Annotated in this window: 22 protein-coding genes, 1 tRNA gene and 1 pseudogene; 16 read left to right on the forward strand and 8 right to left on the reverse strand. The window is 50.9% G+C overall.

Annotation, left to right across the window (positions count from 1 at the left end):
* Window positions 1-104 precede the first annotated feature (104 nt).
* Complete coding sequence (locus QUE34_RS18195) at window positions 105-668, forward strand: YqgE/AlgH family protein (RefSeq protein WP_001339287.1); 564 nt, start codon at window positions 105-107, stop codon at window positions 666-668.
* A complete protein-coding gene (gene ruvX / locus QUE34_RS18200; RefSeq protein ID WP_000017111.1) occupies window positions 668-1,084 on the forward strand; it encodes a Holliday junction resolvase RuvX in 417 nt (138 codons plus the stop codon). The genes QUE34_RS18195 and ruvX overlap by 1 nt, the downstream gene beginning before the upstream one ends.
* Window positions 1,085-1,257: 173 nt before the next feature.
* Here ruvX and QUE34_RS18205 read toward each other — a convergent pair whose 3' ends face one another.
* The gene (locus tag QUE34_RS18205; protein WP_071526068.1) at window positions 1,258-2,238 is read right to left on the reverse strand and encodes a PilT/PilU family type 4a pilus ATPase; all 981 of its coding nucleotides are present in this window, start codon (window positions 2,236-2,238) and stop codon (window positions 1,258-1,260) included.
* 17 nt (window positions 2,239-2,255) lie between these two features.
* On the opposite strand from QUE34_RS18205, the gene yggS reads away from it, so the two are divergent.
* Genes yggS through hemW form a run of 5 tightly spaced genes read left to right on the forward strand, consistent with a single transcriptional unit; the run spans window position 2,256 to window position 5,561 of the window.
* The gene (gene yggS, locus QUE34_RS18210; RefSeq protein WP_000997797.1) at window positions 2,256-2,960 is read left to right on the forward strand and encodes a pyridoxal phosphate homeostasis protein; all 705 of its coding nucleotides are present in this window, start codon (window positions 2,256-2,258) and stop codon (window positions 2,958-2,960) included.
* A 17-nt stretch (window positions 2,961-2,977) separates the two neighbouring features.
* Window positions 2,978-3,544, forward strand: a complete 567-nt coding sequence (yggT, locus tag QUE34_RS18215) for an osmotic shock tolerance protein YggT (protein ID WP_001094831.1) — start codon at window positions 2,978-2,980, stop codon at window positions 3,542-3,544.
* Window positions 3,541-3,831 (forward strand): DUF167 family protein YggU, encoded by a 291-nt coding sequence (yggU, locus tag QUE34_RS18220; RefSeq protein ID WP_001277222.1) that lies wholly within the window; start codon window positions 3,541-3,543, stop codon window positions 3,829-3,831. Before yggT ends, yggU begins: the two co-directional genes overlap by 4 nt.
* Window positions 3,832-3,838: 7 nt before the next feature.
* Window positions 3,839-4,432, forward strand: a complete 594-nt coding sequence (locus QUE34_RS18225) for an XTP/dITP diphosphatase (protein ID WP_001174747.1) — start codon at window positions 3,839-3,841, stop codon at window positions 4,430-4,432.
* Entirely contained in the window at window positions 4,425-5,561 is a 1,137-nt protein-coding gene (hemW, locus tag QUE34_RS18230; RefSeq protein ID WP_000239967.1) for a radical SAM family heme chaperone HemW, read from the forward strand. The genes QUE34_RS18225 and hemW overlap by 8 nt, the downstream gene beginning before the upstream one ends.
* 64 nt (window positions 5,562-5,625) lie before the next feature.
* Here hemW and QUE34_RS18235 read toward each other — a convergent pair whose 3' ends face one another.
* From QUE34_RS18235 to trmB, 5 genes are all read right to left on the reverse strand, one after another.
* On the reverse strand, window positions 5,626-6,633 hold the full coding sequence (locus QUE34_RS18235; protein ID WP_103253871.1) for a DUF1202 family protein: 1,008 nt from the start codon (window positions 6,631-6,633) through the stop codon (window positions 5,626-5,628).
* Window positions 6,634-6,748: 115 nt separating this feature from the next.
* Entirely contained in the window at window positions 6,749-7,795 is a 1,047-nt protein-coding gene (gene ansB / locus QUE34_RS18240; protein ID WP_000394126.1) for an L-asparaginase 2, read from the reverse strand.
* Window positions 7,796-7,970: 175 nt separating this feature from the next.
* Window positions 7,971-8,690 carry a YggN family protein gene (locus QUE34_RS18245; protein ID WP_000984793.1) on the reverse strand — a complete coding sequence of 240 codons (720 nt, stop codon included), beginning with the start codon at window positions 8,688-8,690 and terminating at the stop codon, window positions 7,971-7,973.
* A 183-nt stretch (window positions 8,691-8,873) separates the two neighbouring features.
* Window positions 8,874-9,200 carry a YggL family protein gene (locus tag QUE34_RS18250; protein WP_001107564.1) on the reverse strand — a complete coding sequence of 109 codons (327 nt, stop codon included), beginning with the start codon at window positions 9,198-9,200 and terminating at the stop codon, window positions 8,874-8,876.
* Complete coding sequence (gene trmB, locus QUE34_RS18255; RefSeq protein WP_000786911.1) at window positions 9,200-9,919, reverse strand: tRNA (guanosine(46)-N7)-methyltransferase TrmB; 720 nt, start codon at window positions 9,917-9,919, stop codon at window positions 9,200-9,202. The genes QUE34_RS18250 and trmB overlap by 1 nt, the downstream gene beginning before the upstream one ends.
* A gap of 160 nt (window positions 9,920-10,079) precedes the next feature.
* On the opposite strand from trmB, the gene mutY reads away from it, so the two are divergent.
* From mutY to nupG, 4 genes are all read left to right on the forward strand, one after another.
* Window positions 10,080-11,132, forward strand: coding sequence for an A/G-specific adenine glycosylase (gene mutY / locus QUE34_RS18260; protein ID WP_103253873.1), 1,053 nt, complete (start codon window positions 10,080-10,082; stop codon window positions 11,130-11,132).
* 27 nt (window positions 11,133-11,159) lie between these two features.
* Complete coding sequence (locus QUE34_RS18265) at window positions 11,160-11,435, forward strand: oxidative damage protection protein (RefSeq protein WP_000091700.1); 276 nt, start codon at window positions 11,160-11,162, stop codon at window positions 11,433-11,435.
* Window positions 11,436-11,499: 64 nt separating this feature from the next.
* Window positions 11,500-12,579 (forward strand): membrane-bound lytic murein transglycosylase MltC, encoded by a 1,080-nt coding sequence (gene mltC, locus QUE34_RS18270; RefSeq protein ID WP_000760323.1) that lies wholly within the window; start codon window positions 11,500-11,502, stop codon window positions 12,577-12,579.
* Between the two features lie 201 nt (window positions 12,580-12,780).
* Entirely contained in the window at window positions 12,781-14,037 is a 1,257-nt protein-coding gene (gene nupG / locus QUE34_RS18275; RefSeq protein ID WP_001049791.1) for a nucleoside permease NupG, read from the forward strand.
* Window positions 14,038-14,085: 48 nt separating this feature from the next.
* Here nupG and speC read toward each other — a convergent pair whose 3' ends face one another.
* Entirely contained in the window at window positions 14,086-16,221 is a 2,136-nt protein-coding gene (gene speC, locus QUE34_RS18280; protein WP_103253874.1) for an ornithine decarboxylase, read from the reverse strand.
* 162 nt (window positions 16,222-16,383) lie between these two features.
* Window positions 16,384-16,461 carry a hypothetical protein gene (locus tag QUE34_RS18285; RefSeq protein ID WP_212734103.1) on the reverse strand — a complete coding sequence of 26 codons (78 nt, stop codon included), beginning with the start codon at window positions 16,459-16,461 and terminating at the stop codon, window positions 16,384-16,386.
* Between the two features lie 152 nt (window positions 16,462-16,613).
* On the opposite strand from QUE34_RS18285, the gene QUE34_RS18290 reads away from it, so the two are divergent.
* The 5 genes and pseudogenes from QUE34_RS18290 to QUE34_RS18310 form a co-directional block, all read left to right on the forward strand.
* Window positions 16,614-17,321 carry a DUF554 domain-containing protein gene (locus QUE34_RS18290; protein ID WP_000234499.1) on the forward strand — a complete coding sequence of 236 codons (708 nt, stop codon included), beginning with the start codon at window positions 16,614-16,616 and terminating at the stop codon, window positions 17,319-17,321.
* A 105-nt stretch (window positions 17,322-17,426) separates the two neighbouring features.
* A tRNA-Phe gene (locus tag QUE34_RS18295) sits at window positions 17,427-17,502 on the forward strand.
* Between the two features lie 236 nt (window positions 17,503-17,738).
* A protein-coding gene (locus QUE34_RS18300) for an IS3 family transposase (RefSeq protein WP_152895938.1) occupies window positions 17,739-18,916 on the forward strand; the annotation gives its coding sequence in 2 pieces (ribosomal slippage) (window positions 17,739-17,997 and window positions 17,997-18,916; 1,179 coding nt in all).
* Between the two features lie 18 nt (window positions 18,917-18,934).
* Window positions 18,935-19,723: a DUF4942 domain-containing protein gene (locus tag QUE34_RS18305; RefSeq protein WP_105268448.1), complete on the forward strand. Its 789-nt coding sequence runs from the start codon at window positions 18,935-18,937 to the stop codon at window positions 19,721-19,723.
* A gap of 330 nt (window positions 19,724-20,053) precedes the next feature.
* A pseudogene (locus QUE34_RS18310) lies at window positions 20,054-20,236 on the forward strand (IS110 family transposase); the annotation flags it as partial.
* Window positions 20,237-20,459: the final 223 nt, after the last annotated feature.

A 20,459-nucleotide genomic window follows, 5' to 3' on the forward strand; every position in this document is an offset into this window, starting at 1 on the left:
CCTTAGCGAGAAGGATCTCGTTGAGACTCTGAGTGACAGCGCCCTTCTTTCCACGCATACTGGGCGCTGTTGCTTTTTTGAACCAGGAAACAGAACCTCTGACAATGAATTTACAGCATCACTTTCTTATTGCCATGCCTGCTCTCCAGGATCCGATTTTCCGTCGTTCCGTGGTCTACATTTGCGAACATAATACCAATGGTGCAATGGGGATCATCGTCAACAAGCCGCTGGAAAATCTCAAAATTGAAGGGATTCTGGAAAAGCTGAAGATCACGCCGGAGCCGCGTGATGAATCAATCCGTCTGGATAAACCGGTTATGCTCGGCGGTCCGCTGGCGGAAGATCGCGGGTTTATTTTGCATACTCCACCCTCCAATTTTGCTTCCAGCATTCGCATTTCAGACAACACTGTGATGACCACTTCCCGCGATGTGCTGGAAACGCTCGGCACCGATAAACAACCGTCTGACGTATTGGTGGCGCTGGGTTATGCCTCCTGGGAGAAAGGTCAACTGGAACAAGAAATTCTCGATAACGCGTGGCTAACGGCCCCGGCAGATCTGAATATTCTGTTCAAAACGCCGATTGCCGACCGCTGGCGCGATGCGGCAAAACTGATTGGTGTGGATATTCTCACCATGCCTGGTGTGGCAGGGCATGCCTGATGAGTGGAACCTTACTCGCCTTCGATTTCGGCACTAAAAGCATTGGCGTAGCGGTCGGACAACGCATTACCGGCACCGCTCGCCCACTGCCCGCAATTAAAGCGCAGGACGGTACGCCGGACTGGAATCTCATCGAACGTTTACTGAAAGAGTGGCAACCGGACGAAATTATCGTCGGTTTGCCGCTGAATATGGACGGTACCGAGCAACCGTTGACTGCCCGGGCGCGTAAATTCGCCAATCGTATTCATGGCCGTTTTGGTGTTGAAGTTAAGCTCCATGATGAACGGCTTAGCACCGTGGAAGCGCGCTCCGGTCTGTTCGAACAGGGCGGCTATCGGGCGCTCAACAAAGGTAAAGTCGACTCTGCCTCTGCGGTTATTATTCTCGAAAGTTATTTCGAGCAGGGATATTAAGGCGATTTACTAGCGCACAGATTTCTGACAATGTGCTCGTTGTTTCATGTTGGATGCGGCGTAAACGCCTTATCCAACCTACGGTGAGTGCGAATTCAAAGTTACGCTTCCCTTGTAGGCCCGATAAGCTTGCGCATCGGGCATGTTTACAATTCGTATTAGACACAGCAACGTCACAAGCGCCCTTCTTTCACCCGCTGCTGATAACTCTGCTGAAACGTTAACATCCCCACTTGTTGCCCAGTTTGAATAACATGCGGTAACTGGTGGGTTTTCCCTTCACGTATCAAATTCCCCACCGCGGGTGTGTTAATCAGCAATTCAAACAGCGCCACGCGTCCTTCTTGTTTATCCACTTCCAGCTTTTGTGACAACACTGCCCGCAAGCTCCCGGCCAGTTGATTACGCACGGGATCTTTTTCCTGCGCCGGAAATGAATCCACCAGTCGCTCAACTGCCTGCGCCGCACCACGCGTATGTAATGTTGCCAGCACCAGATGCCCGGTTTCTGCCGCCGTCAGCGCCAGACGTATCGTTTCGCTGTCACGCAGCTCTCCGAGCAATATCACATCGGGATCTTCCCGCAATGCGGCACGCAATCCCGATGCGAACGTCATACAGTGCAAACCAATCTCCCGCTGCTGGATCAAACATCGCTGACTGGTATAGAGATATTCCACAGGATCTTCCAGCGTCAGAATATGCGCATCGGCATGTTGATTGAGATAGCCAACCATCGCCGCCAGCGTGGTAGATTTGCCACTCCCCGTCGCCCCCGTCACCAGAATCAGGCCATTCTCGCTCTTGAGTAATTCCGGCAATACCGGTGGTGCGCCAAGCTGTTCGAGCTGCGGGCAGTGCGAAGGTAACAACCGTAATGCCAGAGAAATACCTTGCCGTTGCGCGAACGCACTGCCACGCAACCGCTGGTTTTCCGCCAGCGACACAGCAAAATCTAACTGACCATTCTCCAGCAATATTGCCCGCTGATCGTCATCCAGCCACTCCCGCAATAGCTCTTCCACGTCCGGCGCATCAAACGGCGCAGCTTCCATTCTCCCGCGAATACGCCATCGTGCGGGCCAGGCGCTGCACAGGTGTAGATCCGAGACGTTATGCTTTACACTAAGGGCCACAATTTCTTCCATATTCATACTAAGATCCTCGGAAAATGAACGATATTGCGCATAACCTGGCACAGGTCCGGGACAAAATCTCAGCGGCTGCAACGCGTTGCGGTCGTTCTCCAGAAGAAATTACGCTGCTTGCAGTCAGTAAAACAAAACCTGCGAGCGCCATCGCAGAAGCCATTGATGCCGGGCAGCGTCAATTTGGTGAAAACTATGTTCAGGAAGGGGTAGATAAAATTCGCCACTTTCAGGAACTGGGCGTAACAGGATTAGAATGGCATTTTATTGGCCCGTTGCAGTCTAATAAAAGCCGCCTGGTGGCAGAACATTTCGACTGGTGTCATACCATCGACCGTTTGCGCATCGCCACCCGCCTGAACGACCAGCGCCCGGCAGAACTTCCCCCTCTTAACGTACTGATTCAAATTAATATTAGTGATGAAAACAGTAAGTCCGGGATTCAACTGGCTGAACTGGACGAGCTGGCAGCAGCGGTCTCTGAACTACCGCGTTTACGTCTACGCGGGCTGATGGCGATCCCTGCGCCTGAGTCAGAATATGTAAGGCAGTTTGAAGTTGCACGCCAAATGGCTGTAGCATTTGCCGGACTGAAAACGCGCTACCCGCATATCGACACGCTCTCTCTGGGAATGTCGGACGATATGGAAGCCGCCATTGCGGCAGGTAGCACGATGGTTCGTATCGGCACTGCAATTTTTGGTGCGCGTGATTACTCTAAAAAATAAGGAATTAAAGGAACGCCATGAATACGTTGACTTTCCTGCTTTCAACGGTCATTGAGCTGTATACCATGGTGCTGTTATTACGCATCTGGATGCAGTGGGCTCATTGTGATTTTTACAACCCCTTCTCACAGTTTGTGGTGAAGGTGACGCAGCCGATTATCGGACCACTGCGCCGCGTTATTCCGGCAATGGGACCGATTGACAGCGCCTCGCTGCTGGTTGCCTATATTCTCAGTTTTATCAAAGCCATCGTGCTGTTTAAAGTCGTGACTTTCCTGCCGATCATTTGGATTGCTGGTTTACTGATTTTGCTGAAAACCATCGGCCTGTTGATTTTCTGGGTCCTGCTGGTGATGGCGATTATGAGCTGGGTAAGCCAGGGTCGTAGCCCGATTGAATACGTCCTGATCCAGCTGGCCGATCCACTGCTGCGCCCGATTCGCCGCCTGCTGCCAGCAATGGGTGGGATTGATTTCTCGCCGATGATCCTCGTTCTGCTGCTGTATGTCATTAATATGGGTGTCGCAGAAGTACTGCAGGCGACCGGAAATATGCTACTACCGGGGCTGTGGATGGCGTTATGAGTGCCGTAACAGTTAATGATGACGGTCTGGTTTTACGGCTTTATATTCAGCCGAAAGCCAGCCGTGATTCTATTGTCGGTTTACATGGCGACGAAGTAAAAGTCGCCATTACCGCGCCGCCGGTTGACGGCCAGGCCAACAGCCATCTGGTGAAATTTCTCGGCAAGCAATTCCGGGTAGCCAAAAGCCAGGTGGTAATTGAGAAAGGCGAACTTGGCCGCCACAAACAAATTAAAATCATTAATCCGCAACAAATCCCGCCAGAAATCGCGGCGTTAATTAATTAGGTATCCTATGCAAAAAGTTGTCCTCGCAACCGGCAATGCCGGTAAAGTGCGTGAGCTGGCGTCGCTGCTTAGCGACTTCGGTCTTGATATCGTGGCCCAAACAGACCTCGGCGTAGATTCTGCCGAAGAAACCGGCCTGACCTTTATCGAAAACGCGATTCTGAAAGCACGACACGCGGCAAAAGTGACCGGTTTACCAGCAATTGCCGACGACTCTGGTCTGGCGGTAGATGTGCTTGGCGGCGCGCCTGGGATTTACTCCGCACGTTATTCCGGTGAAGACGCGACCGATCAAAAGAATCTGCAAAAACTGCTGGAAACTCTGAAAGACGTACCGGACGATCAACGTCAGGCGCGTTTCCACTGCGTGCTGGTATATCTGCGTCACGCGGAAGATCCCACTCCGCTGGTGTGCCACGGTAGCTGGCCGGGCGTGATTACTCGTGAACCGGCGGGTACTGGCGGCTTTGGTTATGATCCAATCTTCTTCGTGCCTTCCGAAGGTAAAACCGCAGCCGAACTGACCCGCGAAGAAAAGAGCGCCATTTCCCACCGTGGTCAGGCATTGAAACTGCTGTTGGACGCTTTACGAAATGGTTAAATTACCGCCGCTGAGTCTCTACATTCACATCCCGTGGTGCGTGCAGAAATGCCCGTACTGCGATTTCAACTCTCACGCGTTGAAAGGAGAAGTGCCGCACGACGATTATGTTCAGCATCTGCTTAACGATCTGGACAACGATGTGGCTTACGCTCAGGGCCGTGAAGTGCAGACAATCTTTATTGGCGGCGGTACGCCGAGCCTGCTTTCTGGCCCGGCGATGCAAACGCTGCTGGACGGCGTGCGTGCGCGTTTGCCGCTGGCAGCGGATGCAGAAATCACCATGGAAGCGAACCCAGGCACGGTAGAAGCCGATCGCTTTGTTGATTATCAGCGTGCTGGCGTGAATCGCATCTCTATTGGTGTGCAGAGTTTTAGCGAAGAAAAGCTGAAACGACTTGGGCGCATTCATGGCCCGCAAGAAGCGAAACGAGCTGCGAAGCTGGCGAGCGGTTTAGGGTTACGTAGCTTTAACCTCGATTTGATGCATGGGCTACCGGATCAATCACTGGAAGAGGCGCTTGGCGATCTACGCCAGGCTATTGAACTGAATCCGCCGCATCTTTCCTGGTATCAGCTAACCATCGAACCTAATACGCTGTTTGGCTCGCGCCCTCCTGTACTGCCGGACGATGACGCGCTGTGGGATATTTTCGAACAGGGGCATCAGTTATTAACCGCAGCGGGCTATCAGCAGTATGAAACATCCGCTTACGCCAAACCAGGTTATCAGTGCCAGCACAATCTCAACTACTGGCGATTTGGTGACTACATCGGTATTGGCTGCGGCGCGCACGGCAAAGTCACCTTCCCGGATGGGCGCATTCTGCGTACCACCAAAACGCGTCATCCGCGTGGTTTTATGCAGGGGCGGTATCTGGAAAGCCAGCGCGATGTTGAAACCGCAGATAAGCCGTTTGAGTTCTTTATGAATCGCTTCCGTCTGCTGGAAGCCGCGCCGCGCGTGGAGTTTAGCCAGTATACTGGCCTTTCAGAAGAGGTTATTCGCCCTCAGTTAGACGAGGCTATTGCTCAGGGTTATCTCACAGAATGTGCGGATTACTGGCAGATAACGGAACATGGGAAGTTGTTTTTAAATTCGCTGCTGGAGCTTTTTCTGGCTGAGTAAATTTGTATTGCCGGATGCGGCGTGTACGCAACATCCGGCTACAACTCTTGCGTCATCGCAAAAATTACTTAATCACCCCATTGCGCCGCAATTGTTCGGTATCTTTTTTCCAGCGTTCATTAGCCTGGTTGATATCGTCAATTTTCATCAAAATCGCGACTTTTTTACTGTTTATTTCTGAAACTTTCATCGTTAACGGATATTGCCCTTTTTCGAGCGTTATCCAGTCATCCTGCAATTTACGGCTAAGTTTTTGTGATTGCAGAAAAGTCTGTCGCCGTTGTTCGTTGATATCGAAATCTCGCTTCTGCTGAATCGGCACTTCATAACACTCTGCACTCTGTTTATGACATGCCGCAATCGCCGGTTGATAAACCTCTTTGTCATATTTAACCGCGAACGCCTCGCTATCGTTCTGTTTATTAAACTCATCACGCTGTTGGTGAATTTTTTTAAATGCGTCTTCGCGGGTCATTTGCTTACCGTTTGCATCTTTTCCCCAATATGCATCCGCTGCTTTCTGCGCCGCCACCATTTGCTTATCAAGCGCTTTCACTTCCTTTTCCAGCGCAGGAATCGAGTTCTTCTGGGTATTCAACGCTGATTCAAGCTGACTAAAGCGATAATTGAAATCTTCGCTATTCACTATCAGATATTTATTATTCGTTTTGATATCGTCGACCACCCGCCCACGATCGCTGGCTGCCGCCTGAAAAGAGTAAAAGTTCACCGACCAGCCAGACGCGGGCGTTCCTTTACTGGTTAACATCGCCGAGAATTTTACCGGTTTATCTTTCGTCCAGGTCTGTTCGAGCAGTTCGTAATCTGCCAACTGACCGACCCAGGTATAGAGATCGTCACTGGAAGAGACATCGCCTTCCGCTGACCAGGTGGCCTGATTACCCTTAGCATCAAGATTTTTTAAGCTGATGGCTTCAAGCTTGAGAATGCCGTGATACTGCTTTTTGAATTGATCTTTTAAGATATTTTCAGTTGGCGGTTCGCCATCTGCCCAGGCATTACCAGTCATCAACATAAGCAGCGCCGTGCCTACAATCCATTGCTTTTTCACCCGAAAACCCTCGCGCGGAATAATTCATTCCGGTGATTATCATTAGGGTGATGAAAATTGGCAATGGACGTGAGTCTGAAGTGAAAAGCCCCGGCACGATACCGGGGCGAGGTGATTAGTACTGATTGAAGAGCTGCTGGATCTGCTGCGGATCTTTGGTTTGCGTCAGAGCCAGTTGCAGCAGAACGCGCGCTTTTTGCGGGTTCAGCGTTCCAGAGGCCACGAAGCCATATTTCGCATCATCCACTTCGGCATCCTGAGTGGTAGCGCCCGTCGGTACGCGGGAAGAACGCACTACTGCAGTGCCGTTTTTCGCGGCGGTCGCCAGAGTGTCGAACACGGATTTATACAGGTTACCGTTACCCACACCAGCGCTGACGATGCCATCATAGCCCGCATCTACCAGTGCTTTAGCCGGAAGATCGGATGCGTTAGCGTAGTTATAAACGATGCCGACTTTCGGCAGTTCATTCAGCTTAGAGACATCGAACGGCGTGTCGCTGGTATGCTTACGTGCCGGGGTACGTTGGTAGTCAATCTTACCGTTGTGAATGTAACCCAGAGGACCGTAGTTAACAGACTTGAAGGTCGCTACGTCGGTGGTGTTGGTTTTGGTGACATCGCGACCGTCCAGTACGGTGTCGTTCATCACCACCAGCACGCCACGATTAGCGGAGGCTTTATCAGCTGCGGTCACTACCGCGTTATACAGGTTGAATGGACCGTCTGCGCTCATGGACGTGGACGGGCGCATTGCGCCGACCATCACCACCGGTTTGTCGCATTTCACCGTCAGGTCGAGGAAGTAAGCGGTTTCTTCCATCGTGTCGGTACCGTGAGTAATGACGAAGCCGTCGGTTTTATCGCAGTCGGTGTTAATTTTTTTCGCCAGTGTCAGCCAGACATTATCGTTCATGTCCTGGGAGCCGATATTCACTACCTGCTCGCCTTTAACGTTCGCAATGTCCTTCAGTTGCGGCACCGCATTAACCAGATTTTCTACGCCAACTTTACCCGCTGTGTAGTTAGATTTGGTTGCGGAGTCACCACCACCGGCAATGGTCCCGCCGGTTGCTAAAATGGTGATATTGGGTAATGCCAATGCTGCACCACTAAAACCCATAACCAGTGCGGCAAGTGCCGTCTTTTTGAAAAACTCCATTTCATTCCTCCAGTTACGTGAACGCTACGCATTATCCCTTAGCTTTATATGGGAAATTTGACGTTAAACAATTTACAACGTGAATATATTTTGGAGATCTACAAAGTTAGAGGCAGGTAACAAAACGAAGAATTAAACGGCATAAAAAAGTATTATGCCGTCTTAAAATAGAGGATTATTTTAAGTTCCCGACCAGGGCTTTGCGGCTATCTTCCAGAGTCACAACGCGGCTACAGACATCTTTGCCAAACTGCTGGAAGTCTTTTTCCTGCTTTTTCCACTCGGTCTGGATTGAGGATTGCAGACCGCCCAGGCTTCCCAGCACGTTCTGTAATGGGTTACCGCCGCTTTTCAGCACCGCTTTCGCGCCCATTTCATTAATGCTGTCCTGTAAAATTCCGCCCATTGCCTGATTCACTAATTGTTGACCTTCGGCGCGAACCTGATCAATGGCTTTATAGTGAAACGTCAGGCCGTCGCTGCGCGTTTCGATAATGCGGTTCATCTGCTCTTTCAGTTGCGCATCAAGTTTGGTCAGACGGCTGCGCATTTTACTGTTTTCGCCCATCTCCTGAACGATGATTTTATCCAGCGCGATACGGGCTTTCTCGACGCGGCTTTTCGCGCCTTCATCAATCCACGGCAGCGTGCTACGCAGTTCAGCCTGATAATCCTTCGCCTGCTCGCGCTGGGCGGCGTTCAGGGAATATTGCTTACCGTTATACATCACGTTGCCGTCTGGCGTGATCACCAGATTGCCGTTTTCGCCCTTCACCTGCACGGTTTGCGGGCTGACAATCACATCATCACGCGGCGTGACGCTGCACTGGTAGTCGGCGTGAGCGGTCATTGCCGTCACTGAAAGTGCTGCCGCCAGCAGCATTTTGCGCATCATAGTCTTCCCTCAAGAACAAATCAGGCCAGCATTTGCTGGCCCCAGATTGATAACAAAGTACACGTTATCCATGCCGGATGCGGCGTAAACGCCTTATCCGGCCTACTCGATTGTGCATCTTTCCAGGCCGGATAAGCGTAGCGCATCAGGCAGTTTTGCATTTGTCATCGCCCGTATGCTTTCTTAGTCCCACCAAACGTCGAAAAGTTCGCTGGTGCGTACCTCATCCAGTTTGCGCTCTTCCAGCCACTTACGCACAATCGCCTGATGTTCTTCGGTGCATTTGCCGATTTCCTGCATGCAGATCAGACCTTCCCAGGCCAGATATCCGCTGCCGTCAAAGGCCAGTTTGTTCGGTTCGATAACCTCGTTAATAAAGTCATCAACGGTTTTATCAATCTGTTCTTCCGATGTACCTTCCGGGAATCGCCATGCCACCGAAAATCCTAATTCCTGGAATTCGTCGATGTGCATTTTTTTACGCAGACGACGACTACGGTTCTTTGCCATTATTTCACCCTCTCGAACATTAAGTCCCATACTCCGTGACCAAGACGATGACCACGTTGTTCAAATTTCGTCACCGGACGTGATGCCGGACGCGGTACGTAATCATTGCTCTCTGACAGGTTTTTATAACCGTCAATAGAAGACATCACTTCAAGCATATGTTCCGCATAAGGTTCCCAGTCGGTCGCCATATGGAATACGCCCCCCAGCTGCAGTTTGCTTTTTACCAGTTCGGCAAACGGCACCTGAACGATACGGCGTTTATTATGGCGCGCTTTGTGCCACGGGTCAGGGAAAAAGAGCTGCACCATGCGCAATGAATTGTCAGGAATCATTTTGTGTAGCACTTCAACCGCATCATGACACATCACGCGCAGGTTGCTTAAACCTTCTTCATGCGCAGAAGCCAGGCACGCACCAACGCCCGGTGAATGCACTTCAATGCCGAGGAAGTCCTGCTCAGGGCGATCTTTAGCCATTGCCACCAGCGACGCCCCCATGCCGAAACCAATCTCAAGCGTCACTGGCGCTTCACGGCCAAAAAGCGCAGGGAAATCCAGCATATCTTCGCTGAACTCAACGCCCATCACCGGCCAGTAGTTTTCCAGCGCATGTTCCTGGCCTTTGGTCAGTCGCCCCTGGCGGCGCACAAAACTACGGATACGGCGCAGCGGGCGGCCGTTTTCATCAAATTCCGGTGAGATGACGTCGTTTTTCATAAAGATTTAGTCGCTTGTGAAAGTGTTCTGAAAACGGGCATTATCCAAAGTTAGTTGCCGGATGCAAGCATGATAAGGCCGTGGCTGCGGAAAGTTCCGGTTTACACCCTGCCGTCGCTGTGCTGCAATCTTGCCCCCAACAACAGTGAATTCGGTGACCATGCAAGCGTCGCAATTTTCAGCCCAGGTTCTGGACTGGTACGATAAATACGGGCGAAAAACTCTGCCCTGGCAAATTGACAAGACGCCCTACAAAGTATGGCTCTCAGAAGTGATGTTGCAACAAACTCAGGTTGCGACCGTTATCCCCTATTTTGAACGCTTTATGGCGCACTTCCCGACGGTGACCGATCTCGCCAATGCGCCGCTGGACGAAGTTCTCCACTTGTGGACCGGACTGGGCTATTACGCCCGCGCGCGCAATCTACATAAAGCGGCACAGCAAGTTGCCACCTTACACGGCGGTAAATTCCCGGAAACCTTTGATGAGGTTGCCGCGTTACCGGGCGTCGGGCGTTCCACCGCAGGCGCGATTCTCTCGCTTTCTCTGGGTAAGCACTTTCCGATTCTCGACGGTAACGTCAAACGGGTGCTGGCGCGCTGCTATGCTGTAAGCGGCTGGCCTGGGAAAAAAGAGGTCGAGAACAAACTATGGAGTTTAAGCGAGCAGGTGACGCCCGCGGTTGGCGTGGAACGGTTTAACCAGGCGATGATGGATTTGGGCGCGATGATTTGTACGCGTTCGAAGCCGAAATGTTCGCTCTGTCCGCTACAAAACGGATGTATTGCCGCCGCCAACAATAGCTGGTCGCTTTATCCGGGCAAAAAACCGAAACAGACGCTGCCAGAGCGCACCGGCTACTTTTTGCTGTTACAGCACGAAGATGAAGTATTGCTGGCGCAGCGTCCGCCGAGCGGATTGTGGGGCGGTTTATACTGTTTCCCGCAGTTTGCCGATGAAGAAAGTTTGCGGCAGTGGCTGGCGCAACGACAGATTTCTGCCGATAACCTGACGCAGCTGACTGCGTTTCGGCATACCTTCAGCCATTTCCACTTAGATATTGTGCCTATGTGGCTTCCCGTGTCGTCATTCACCGGCTGCATGGATGAAGGCAATGCGCTCTGGTATAACTTAGCGCAACCGCCGTCAGTTGGCCTGGCGGCTCCCGTGGAGCGTTTGTTACAGCAGTTACGCACTGGCGCGCCGGTTTAGCGCGTGAGTCGATAAAGAGGATGATTTATGAGCAGAACGATTTTTTGTACTTTCCTGCAACGTGAAGCAGAAGGTCAGGATTTTCAGCTGTACCCCGGCGAGCTGGGAAAACGCATCTATAACGAGATCTCCAAAGAAGCCTGGGCGCAGTGGCAGCACAAACAAACCATGCTGATTAATGAAAAGAAACTCAACATGATGAATGCTGAGCACCGCAAGCTGCTGGAGCAGGAGATGGTCAACTTCCTGTTCGAGGGTAAAGAGGTACATATCGAGGGCTATACGCCGGAAGATAAAAAATAAAAACAGAGCCGGAGGTCACCTCCGGCAACTTGCATAAAAACAAACACAACACGCACCCGGAATGATGAAAAAATATCTCGCGCTGGCTTTGATTGCGCCGTTGCTCATCTCCTGTTCGACGACCAAAAAAGGCGATACTTATAACGAAGCCTGGGTCAAAGATACCAACGGTTTTGATATTCTAATGGGGCAATTTGCCCACAACATTGAGAACATCTGGGGATTCAAAGAGGTGGTGATCGCCGGTCCTAAGGACTATGTGAAATACACCGATCAATATCAGACCCGCAGCCACATCAACTTCGATGACGGTACGATCACTATCGAAACCATCGCCGGGACAGAACCTGCCGCGCACCTGCGACGGGCAATTATCAAAACGTTGTTGATGGGTGACGATCCGAGTTCGGTCGATCTCTATTCCGACGTTGATGATATTACGATTTCGAAAGAACCTTTCCTTTACGGTCAGGTGGTGGACAACACCGGGCAGCCGATTCGCTGGGAAGGTCGTGCGAGCAACTTCGCGGATTATCTGCTGAAAAACCGTCTGAAAAGCCGCAGCAACGGGCTGCGTATCATCTACAGTGTCACCATTAACATGGTGCCGAACCACCTTGATAAACGTGCGCACAAATATCTCGGCATGGTCCGCCAGGCGTCACGGAAATATGGCGTTGATGAGTCGCTGATTCTCGCAATTATGCAGACCGAATCTTCCTTTAACCCCTATGCGGTCAGCCGTTCCGACGCGCTGGGGCTAATGCAGGTGGTACAACATACTGCCGGGAAAGATGTTTTCCGCTCGCAGGGGAAATCCGGCACGCCGAGCCGCAGTTTCTTGTTTGATCCTGCCAGCAATATAGATACCGGCACCGCGTATCTGGCGATGTTAAACAATGTTTATCTCGGCGGAATTGATAACCCAACGTCGCGGCGTTACGCCGTCATCACCGCCTATAACGGCGGCGCAGGCAGCGTGCTGCGAGTCTTTTCGAATGACAAGATTCAGGCTGCCAATATTATTAACACCATGACACCGGGCGATGTTTATCAGACTCTGACGACCCGCCATCCCTCTGCGGAATCTCGCCGTTATCTTTATAAAGTGAACACCGCGCAAAAATCTTACCGCCGCCGATAATTCCACTTACCGCCCCTGACGATGCTCAGGGGTAAAAATGTTATCCACATCACAATTTCGTTTTGCAAATTGGGAATGTTTGCAATTATTTGCCACAGGTAACAAAAAACCAGTCTGCGAAGTTGATAGAATCGCATCATCTTGCACGGTCAAATGTGCTTTTTCAAACACTCATCCGCATCACGATGTGAGGAAATTAACATGAATCTTAAGCTGCAGCTGAAAATCCTCTCTTTTCTGCAGTTCTGTCTGTGGGGAAGTTGGCTGACGACCCTCGGCTCCTATATGTTTGTTACCCTGAAGTTTGACGGTGCTTCTATCGGCGCAGTTTATAGCTCACTGGGTATCGCCGCGGTCTTTATGCCTGCGCTGCTGGGGATTGTGGCCGACAAATGGTTAAGTGCGAAATGGGTCTATGCCATTTGCCACACCATTGGCGCTATCACGCTGTTCATGGCGGCACAGGTTACGACGCCGGAGGCGATGTTCCTTGTGATATTGATTAACTCGTTTGCTTATATGCCAACGCTTGGGTTAATCAACACCATCTCATACTATCGCCTGCAAAATGCCGGGATGGATATCGTTACTGACTTCCCGCCAATCCGTATCTGGGGCACCATCGGCTTTATCATGGCAATGTGGGTGGTGAGCCTGTCTGGCTTCGAATTAAGCCACATGCAGCTGTATATTGGCGCAGCTCTTTCCGCCATTCTGGTTCTGTTTACCCTGACTCTGCCGCATATTCCGGTTGCTAAACAGCAAGCGAATCAGAGCTGGACAACCCTGCTGGGCCTCGATGCATTCGCGCTGTTTAAAAACAAGCGTATGGCAATCTTCTTCATCTTCTCAATGCTGCTGGGCGCGGAACTGCAGATTACCAACATGTTTGGTAATACCTTCCTGCACAGCTTCGACAAAGATCCGATGTTTGCCAGCAGCTTCATCGTGCAGCATGCGTCAATCATCATGTCGATTTCGCAGATCTCTGAAACCCTGTTCATTCTGACCATCCCGTTCTTCTTAAGCCGCTACGGTATTAAGAACGTAATGATGATCAGTATCGTGGCGTGGATCCTGCGTTTTGCGCTGTTTGCTTACGGCGACCCGACTCCGTTCGGTACCGTGCTGCTGGTACTGTCGATGATCGTTTACGGTTGCGCATTCGACTTCTTCAACATCTCTGGCTCGGTGTTTGTCGAAAAAGAAGTTAGCCCGGCAATTCGCGCCAGTGCGCAAGGGATGTTCCTGATGATGACCAACGGCTTCGGCTGTATCCTCGGCGGCATCGTGAGCGGTAAAGTGGTTGAGATGTATACCCAAAACGGCATTACCGACTGGCAAACCGTATGGCTGATTTTCGCAGGTTACTCCGTGGTTCTGGCCTTCGCGTTTATGGCGATGTTCAAATATAAACACGTTCGTGTCCCGACAGGCACACAGACGGTTAGCCACTAATTACGCAAAGAAAAACGGGTCGCCAGAAGGTGACCCGTTTTTTTATTCTTACTTCAACACATACCCGTACAACCGTTTCATACCATCCGCATCGGTTTCGCTATATACACCTTGCAGCTCCGGTGAAAAACCTGGCAGCAAATTCACCCCTTCTTCCAGCGCAAGGAAATAACGCTGGACAGCCCCGCCCCAGACTTCCCCGGGCACCACGCAAAGCACGCCAGGCGGATAAGGCAAAGCCCCTTCTGCCGCAATTCGCCCTTCGGCATCACGAATCCGCACCAACTCCACTTCACCGCGAATATAAGCGCTATGCGCGTCCTGGGGGTTCATCACCACTGACGGGAAACTCTGCTGGCGGAACATCGCTTTTTGTAGGTCTTTGACGTCGAAACTGACATACAGATCGTGCATCTCCTGACACAACTGGCGCAGGGTGTAGTCGCGATAGCGCACCGGATATTTGTTATAAACGCTCGGCAACACCTCAGCCAGCGGTGAGTCATCCTCAATATGCTGTTCAAACTGCGCCAGCATCGCCACCAGTTGTGCCAGCTTCTCGTGGCTTTCCGCCGGCGTTAATAAGAACAGAATGGAGTTGAGATCGCACTTCTCCGGCACAATACCGTTCTCACGCAGATAATGCGCCAGAATCGTCGCCGGAACGCCAAAGTCGCTATATTCACCGGTTTCAGCATCAATACCTGGTGTGGTCAGTAACAGCTTACACGGATCGACAAAATACTGCTCCGCGGCATATCCTTCAAAGCCGTGCCACTTCGCCCCCGGCTCAAAACTGAAAAAACGACGGTCGCTGGCTAACACTGACGTCGGATAATCCTGCCACAATTTGCCATCAACAACGGGTGGAATAAACGGGCGGAACAGCTTACAGCGCGCAAGAATCGCCTTCCGGGCTTCAATCCCCAACGCAACGCACTCCGCCCACAGCCGACGCCCACTCTCCCCTTCATGAATTTTGGCGTTAACGTCCAGCGCGGCAAACAGCGGATAGAACGGGCTGGTAGAAGCATGGAGCATAAAGGCATTATTTAACCGCTTATGCGGGCAAAAACGCGCCTGCCCGCGAATATGGTTATCTTTTTTATGGATCTGCGATGTCTGCGAGAAGCCCGCCTGCTGTTTATGCACCGACTGCGTCACAAAGATCCCCGGATCGTTTTCGTTAAGCTCTAACAGCAGCGGCGAGCTATCTGCCATCATCGGGATAAACTGTTCATAACCGACCCACGCGGAATCAAACAGAATGTAATCACACAGATGCCCAACGGTATCGACCACCTGACGGGCGTTATAGACAGTGCCGTCATAGGTTCCCAGCTGAATAATCGCCAGGCGAAACGGACGCGGCAGGTCTGCTTTTTCTGGCGCAACGTCGCGAATTTGCTGGCGCAGATACTCTTCATTAAAACAGTGCGCATCAATACCGCCAATGAAACCAAACGGGTTACGTGAAGCTTCCAGATAGACTGGCGTCGCCCCCGCCTGAATCAGCGCGCCGTGATGATTCGACTTATGGTTGTTACGGTCGAAGAGCACCAGATCACCACGCGTTAACAGCGCATTCGTCACAACCTTATTTGCTGCCGATGTGCCGTTAAGCACAAAATAGGTTTTATCGGCATGAAAGACTTTGGCTGCGAATTTCTGTGCATCCTTCGCCGAACCTTCATGAATAAGCAAATCGCCCAGTTTCACGTCGGCGTTACACATATCGGCACGAAAGACGTTCTCGCCAAAGAAATCATAAAAATGACGACCAGCAGGATGCTTTTTAAAGAACGCACCATGTTGATGCCCAGGGCAAGCAAAGGTGCTGTTGCCCATCTCAACGTACTGCGTCAGCGTGTCATAAAACGGTGGCAGCAAATTCTCTTCATACTGACAGGCTGCGGATTCCAGCTCCAGCCACTGCTGCTCGTTGCCGTTGATTACCGCCGTAACGCCCGCGGGTAATTCAACAGCATGTTCTGAGTACAAAAACACCGGCAGATGAAAACCAGTGCGCTTAAGTAACGCAAGAATGCCACTGCGACTATCCGCAGCGGTAATGACGACTGCCGCGACGTCCGTAAAATCAGTATGTTCCAGCGCCACCACGCGACGATGGGTGGAAATTCGGGAAACCAGTTCACCACTGGCGGCAATACTCATTGATTTCATAAGCGCAAAACCCGTTTCGGGGAAGTAAGAGTACCGGACAGGATGGACAAACCTGCCCCATGAGATGTGGGTCAAACTGGTCACCAGCTCCGACCGCCAGACATCAGTAAAAGCAGAAACGCTCTGATTTTACTGTTGTCCTGCAGTGAGCGTGCGTTAACTTCACCGCATGAGCAGAAAAAGGGAGGAGTTTCGCGCGAAACGGCGATAAGCAAGAGAATGTAAGGAGGTGGCGTGCATCGGGCAAACTCCGTACAGATAGGAGAAAATTCGCGCAATCATGGCACCTTTCGCTAAAGCGCGCAAGCCAGGACTTTGCGAACAAACAAGCCATCGAAGGAGCCAAACGTTCATAATAAGAAAATCAAACAATACAGTTAACAGGAACTCTTGTGGTCATCGGCCCTTTTATCAACGCGAGTGCAGTCTTACTGGGTGGCGTTATCGGCGCACTGCTCAGCCAACGTTTACCGGAACGTATCCGCGTCTCCATGACATCAATTTTTGGTCTGGCATCGCTGGGGATTGGTATTTTACTGGTGGTGAAATGCGCCAACCTTCCAGCGATGGTTTTAGCTACGCTACTTGGCGCTCTAATTGGCGAAATTTGTCTGCTGGAAAAAGGTGTCAATACAGCAGTCGCCAAAGCACAAAATCTGTTTCGCCACTCGCGTAAGAAGCCAGCGCATGAATCTTTTATTCAGAATTTTGTCGCGATTATTGTCCTGTTTTGCGCCAGCGGCACCGGGATCTTCGGTGCGATGAACGAAGGTATGACCGGCGATCCGAGTATTTTAATCGCCAAGTCATTTCTTGATTTCTTTACGGCGATGATCTTCGCCTGCTCGCTGGGCATCGCGGTATCGGTGATTAGCATTCCATTACTGATCATCCAGTTAACGCTGGCGTGGGCTGCCGCACTGATATTACCGCTGACCACACCGTCGATGATGGCAGACTTCAGCGCCGTGGGCGGTTTATTGCTGCTGGCAACCGGCTTACGCATCTGTGGCATTAAAATGTTCCCGGTGGTCAACATGCTTCCAGCATTGCTTCTGGCAATGCCGCTTTCCGCCGCCTGGACCGCCTGGTTTGCCTGACAATGCGTGCAATAGTGGCAAAGTGATGATAGATTGTGCAGTCTGCAGTAAATTGAAGAAATTTGATTGACGAGACGAGGCGAATCAGGTTTAATGCGCCCCGTTGCCCGGATAGCTCAGTCGGTAGAGCAGGGGATTGAAAATCCCCGTGTCCTTGGTTCGATTCCGAGTCCGGGCACCAAATTCATATCAACGGACCTCCACGGAGGTCCGTTTTTCGTTTCAGAACGCCACAATTTAAGCGTTCTGCCTCCAAATCAATTCTACCGAACTCAACCAGATTCCCCCCACATCAACCCCATTGTGTGGGTATAATTGCGGGTATACCCCAGTTCGACAGAATTTTGTAGTGGCACAGTAAATTTGGCCACCTGATTAAAGGTGATATTCTCACCTCAACACAAAACAGGTGACTTAATGAACAAGAAAACCAAACGTACTTTCACCCCTGAGTTCAGGCTGGAATGTGCACAGCTGATTGTTGATAAGGGCTATTCGTATCGACAAGCCAGTGAGGCGATGAATGTCGGTTCTACCACGCTTGAGAGCTGGGTACGTCAGCTCAGGCGAGAGCGCCAAGGTATTGCGCCCTCTGCAACACCCATTACCCCTGAACAGCAACGTATTCGCGAGCTGGAAAAGCAGGTTCGCCGACTGGAGGAACAAAATACGATATTAAAAAAGGCTACCGCGCTCTTGATGTCCGACTCACTGAACGGTTTACGATAGTTTCCAGACTGAGTGACAGCCACTCAGTTGTCAGCCTCTGTTCCGCACTGGGAATACACCGTAGCAGTTACCGGTACTGGCGAAAACGACGCGATACGGTTAATTCGGCTCGCGTCAGGTTGTGCAGCGAAATACGCCGGGCATGGAACCAGAGCCGGGGCTCTGCAGGCGCGCGCACGCTGGCTGAAATGCTGACCCAAAACGGCGTCCCGATGAGCCGTTATCGTGCCGGACGGCTGATGAAATACCTGAACCTGAGCAGTTGTCAGCCCGGAAAACATCAATACAAAAATGCCTGTCAGGAGCATACGTGTTTGCCGAATCTGCTCGAGCGTCAGTTCGCTGTACCGGAGCCAGACAGGGTATGGTGCGGAGATATTACGTATATCTGGGCAGGAAATCGCTGGTGCTATCTGGCGGTCGTCATGGATCTTTTTGCCCGCAGGGTTATCGGCTGGAGCCTGTCAGCGAATGCCGATACTGCACTGATAAGCAGTGCCTTGCGGATGGCGTATGAGGTGCGTGGTCAGCCGCGGGACGTCATGTTCCATAGCGACCAGGGAAGTCAGTATACAGGACTGAAATATCAACAGCTTCTCTGGCGTTACAGGATAAAGCAAAGTGTCAGCCGACGGGGAAACTGCTGGGATAACAGTCCTATGGAACGCTTCTTCCGCAGTCTGAAAACAGAATGGGTGCCGACGGATGGTTACGTAGGCAAGGACGAGGCCCGGCAACAAATTAGCGGTTATATCCTGAATTATTACAATAGCGTCAGGCCTCACCATTACAACGGTGGGTTGACGCCGGAAGAATCAGAGAACAGATACCGTTTTTACTGTAAAACCGTGGCCAATATTACTTGACCACTACATACGGACGTTATCTGCTTAACCAGTATCCGCCACATTCTGGCTGTACGAAAGAGTACACTGCTGCAAATCGACACACTTATCCGGCAACTGGCTGAAATATCAGCAATGACAGAAAGTATTGGCGGTAAAGCCGCCCCGGACTGGGCCATGAAACAGGATTTTCGCTGCGGCTGCTGGCTGATGGAGAAACCGGAAACCGCAATGAAAGCCATCACACGCAATCTCGATCGCGAAATCTGGCGTGACCTGATGCAACGTTCAGGGATGCTTTCCTTAATGGATGCACAGGCCCGTGATACATGGTACCGGTCACTGGAGTACGATAATTTTCCGGAAATCAGTGAAGCGAACATTCTGAGCACATTTGAACAACTACACCAGAATAAGGATGAGGTGTTTGAGCGAGGGGTGATCAACGTCTTCAGGGGACTGAGCTGGAATTACAAAACCAATTGCCCCTGCAAATTTGGCAGTAAAATTATCGTCAACAACCTGGTGAGGTGGGACCGGTGGGGGTTTCATCTTATCACCGGGCAACAGACTGACCGACTCGTCGACCTGGAAAGAATGCTACATCTGTTCAGCGGCAAACCGATCCCCGACAACCGGGAAAACATCACTATTCGTCTGGATGGTCACATCCAGTCCGTTCAGGGTAAAGAGCGCTATGAAGACGAGATGTTCATCATTAAATACTTTAAGAAGGGATCTGCACACATCACTTTCAAAAGGCTGGAACTGATTGACAGAATTAACGATATAATAGCCAGGTACTTTCCTTCTGTGCTCTCAGCCTGATCCCGAGTGTGATTCCCTTTCGATATCAAAAGGGACTGCGGGTATAATTGAGGGTACATTTTTAATCAAACCAAACAAATTGTATTAATATCAATATGATAAAAGAAATTTTCGATTCCGAGTCCGGCACCACTAATTCTTAAGAACCCGCCCACAAGGCGGGTTTTTGCTTTTGGATCTTTATATAAAATAAACTTGGGAGCATAACGCCATCAGGTCTTAAACACTCCCGAATCATCAATAAACATCCCCCGTTAACAAAACACAGTTCAGTTCACATAACATCCCTGTTATCCCACACATATCTGCTGGCCGAACGACGCCAGTGCGCGTACGGAGGCAAGAGCAGCCCTGCACATGGCAGCGCTTGTGGTAACCTGGTTTAATCCGGTGATAAAGGCGTTTTACATGCATCTGCCAACAGCCGGAAAAACCAAAAAAGTGGCGCTGGTTGACTGTATGCGTAAATTGCTGACCATCCTGAACGCAATGCTCAGAAAGAACGAAGAGTGAAATGAATCGTAGCATCATGTTGCTCCATAATTTTTACGTTCAAGACAGTTGATTATCGGCGCATATGACTCAAAAAGAGCCTGATGATTGCCTCTTTTCCATAGGCTCTTTCTCTGAAATGAAGGAAGGCCCGGAAGAAAGCACTCGCTGGCATACGTGACTCCAGCTCAACCGGAGATAATCACCATTGTTATTTTTCTATTTAATAATAATCTCCTGAAAA

Origin of the sequence: Escherichia sp. KS167_9B, from assembly GCF_030295215.1 — a bacterium.
GTDB classification, from domain to species: domain Bacteria; phylum Pseudomonadota; class Gammaproteobacteria; order Enterobacterales; family Enterobacteriaceae; genus Escherichia; species Escherichia coli_F.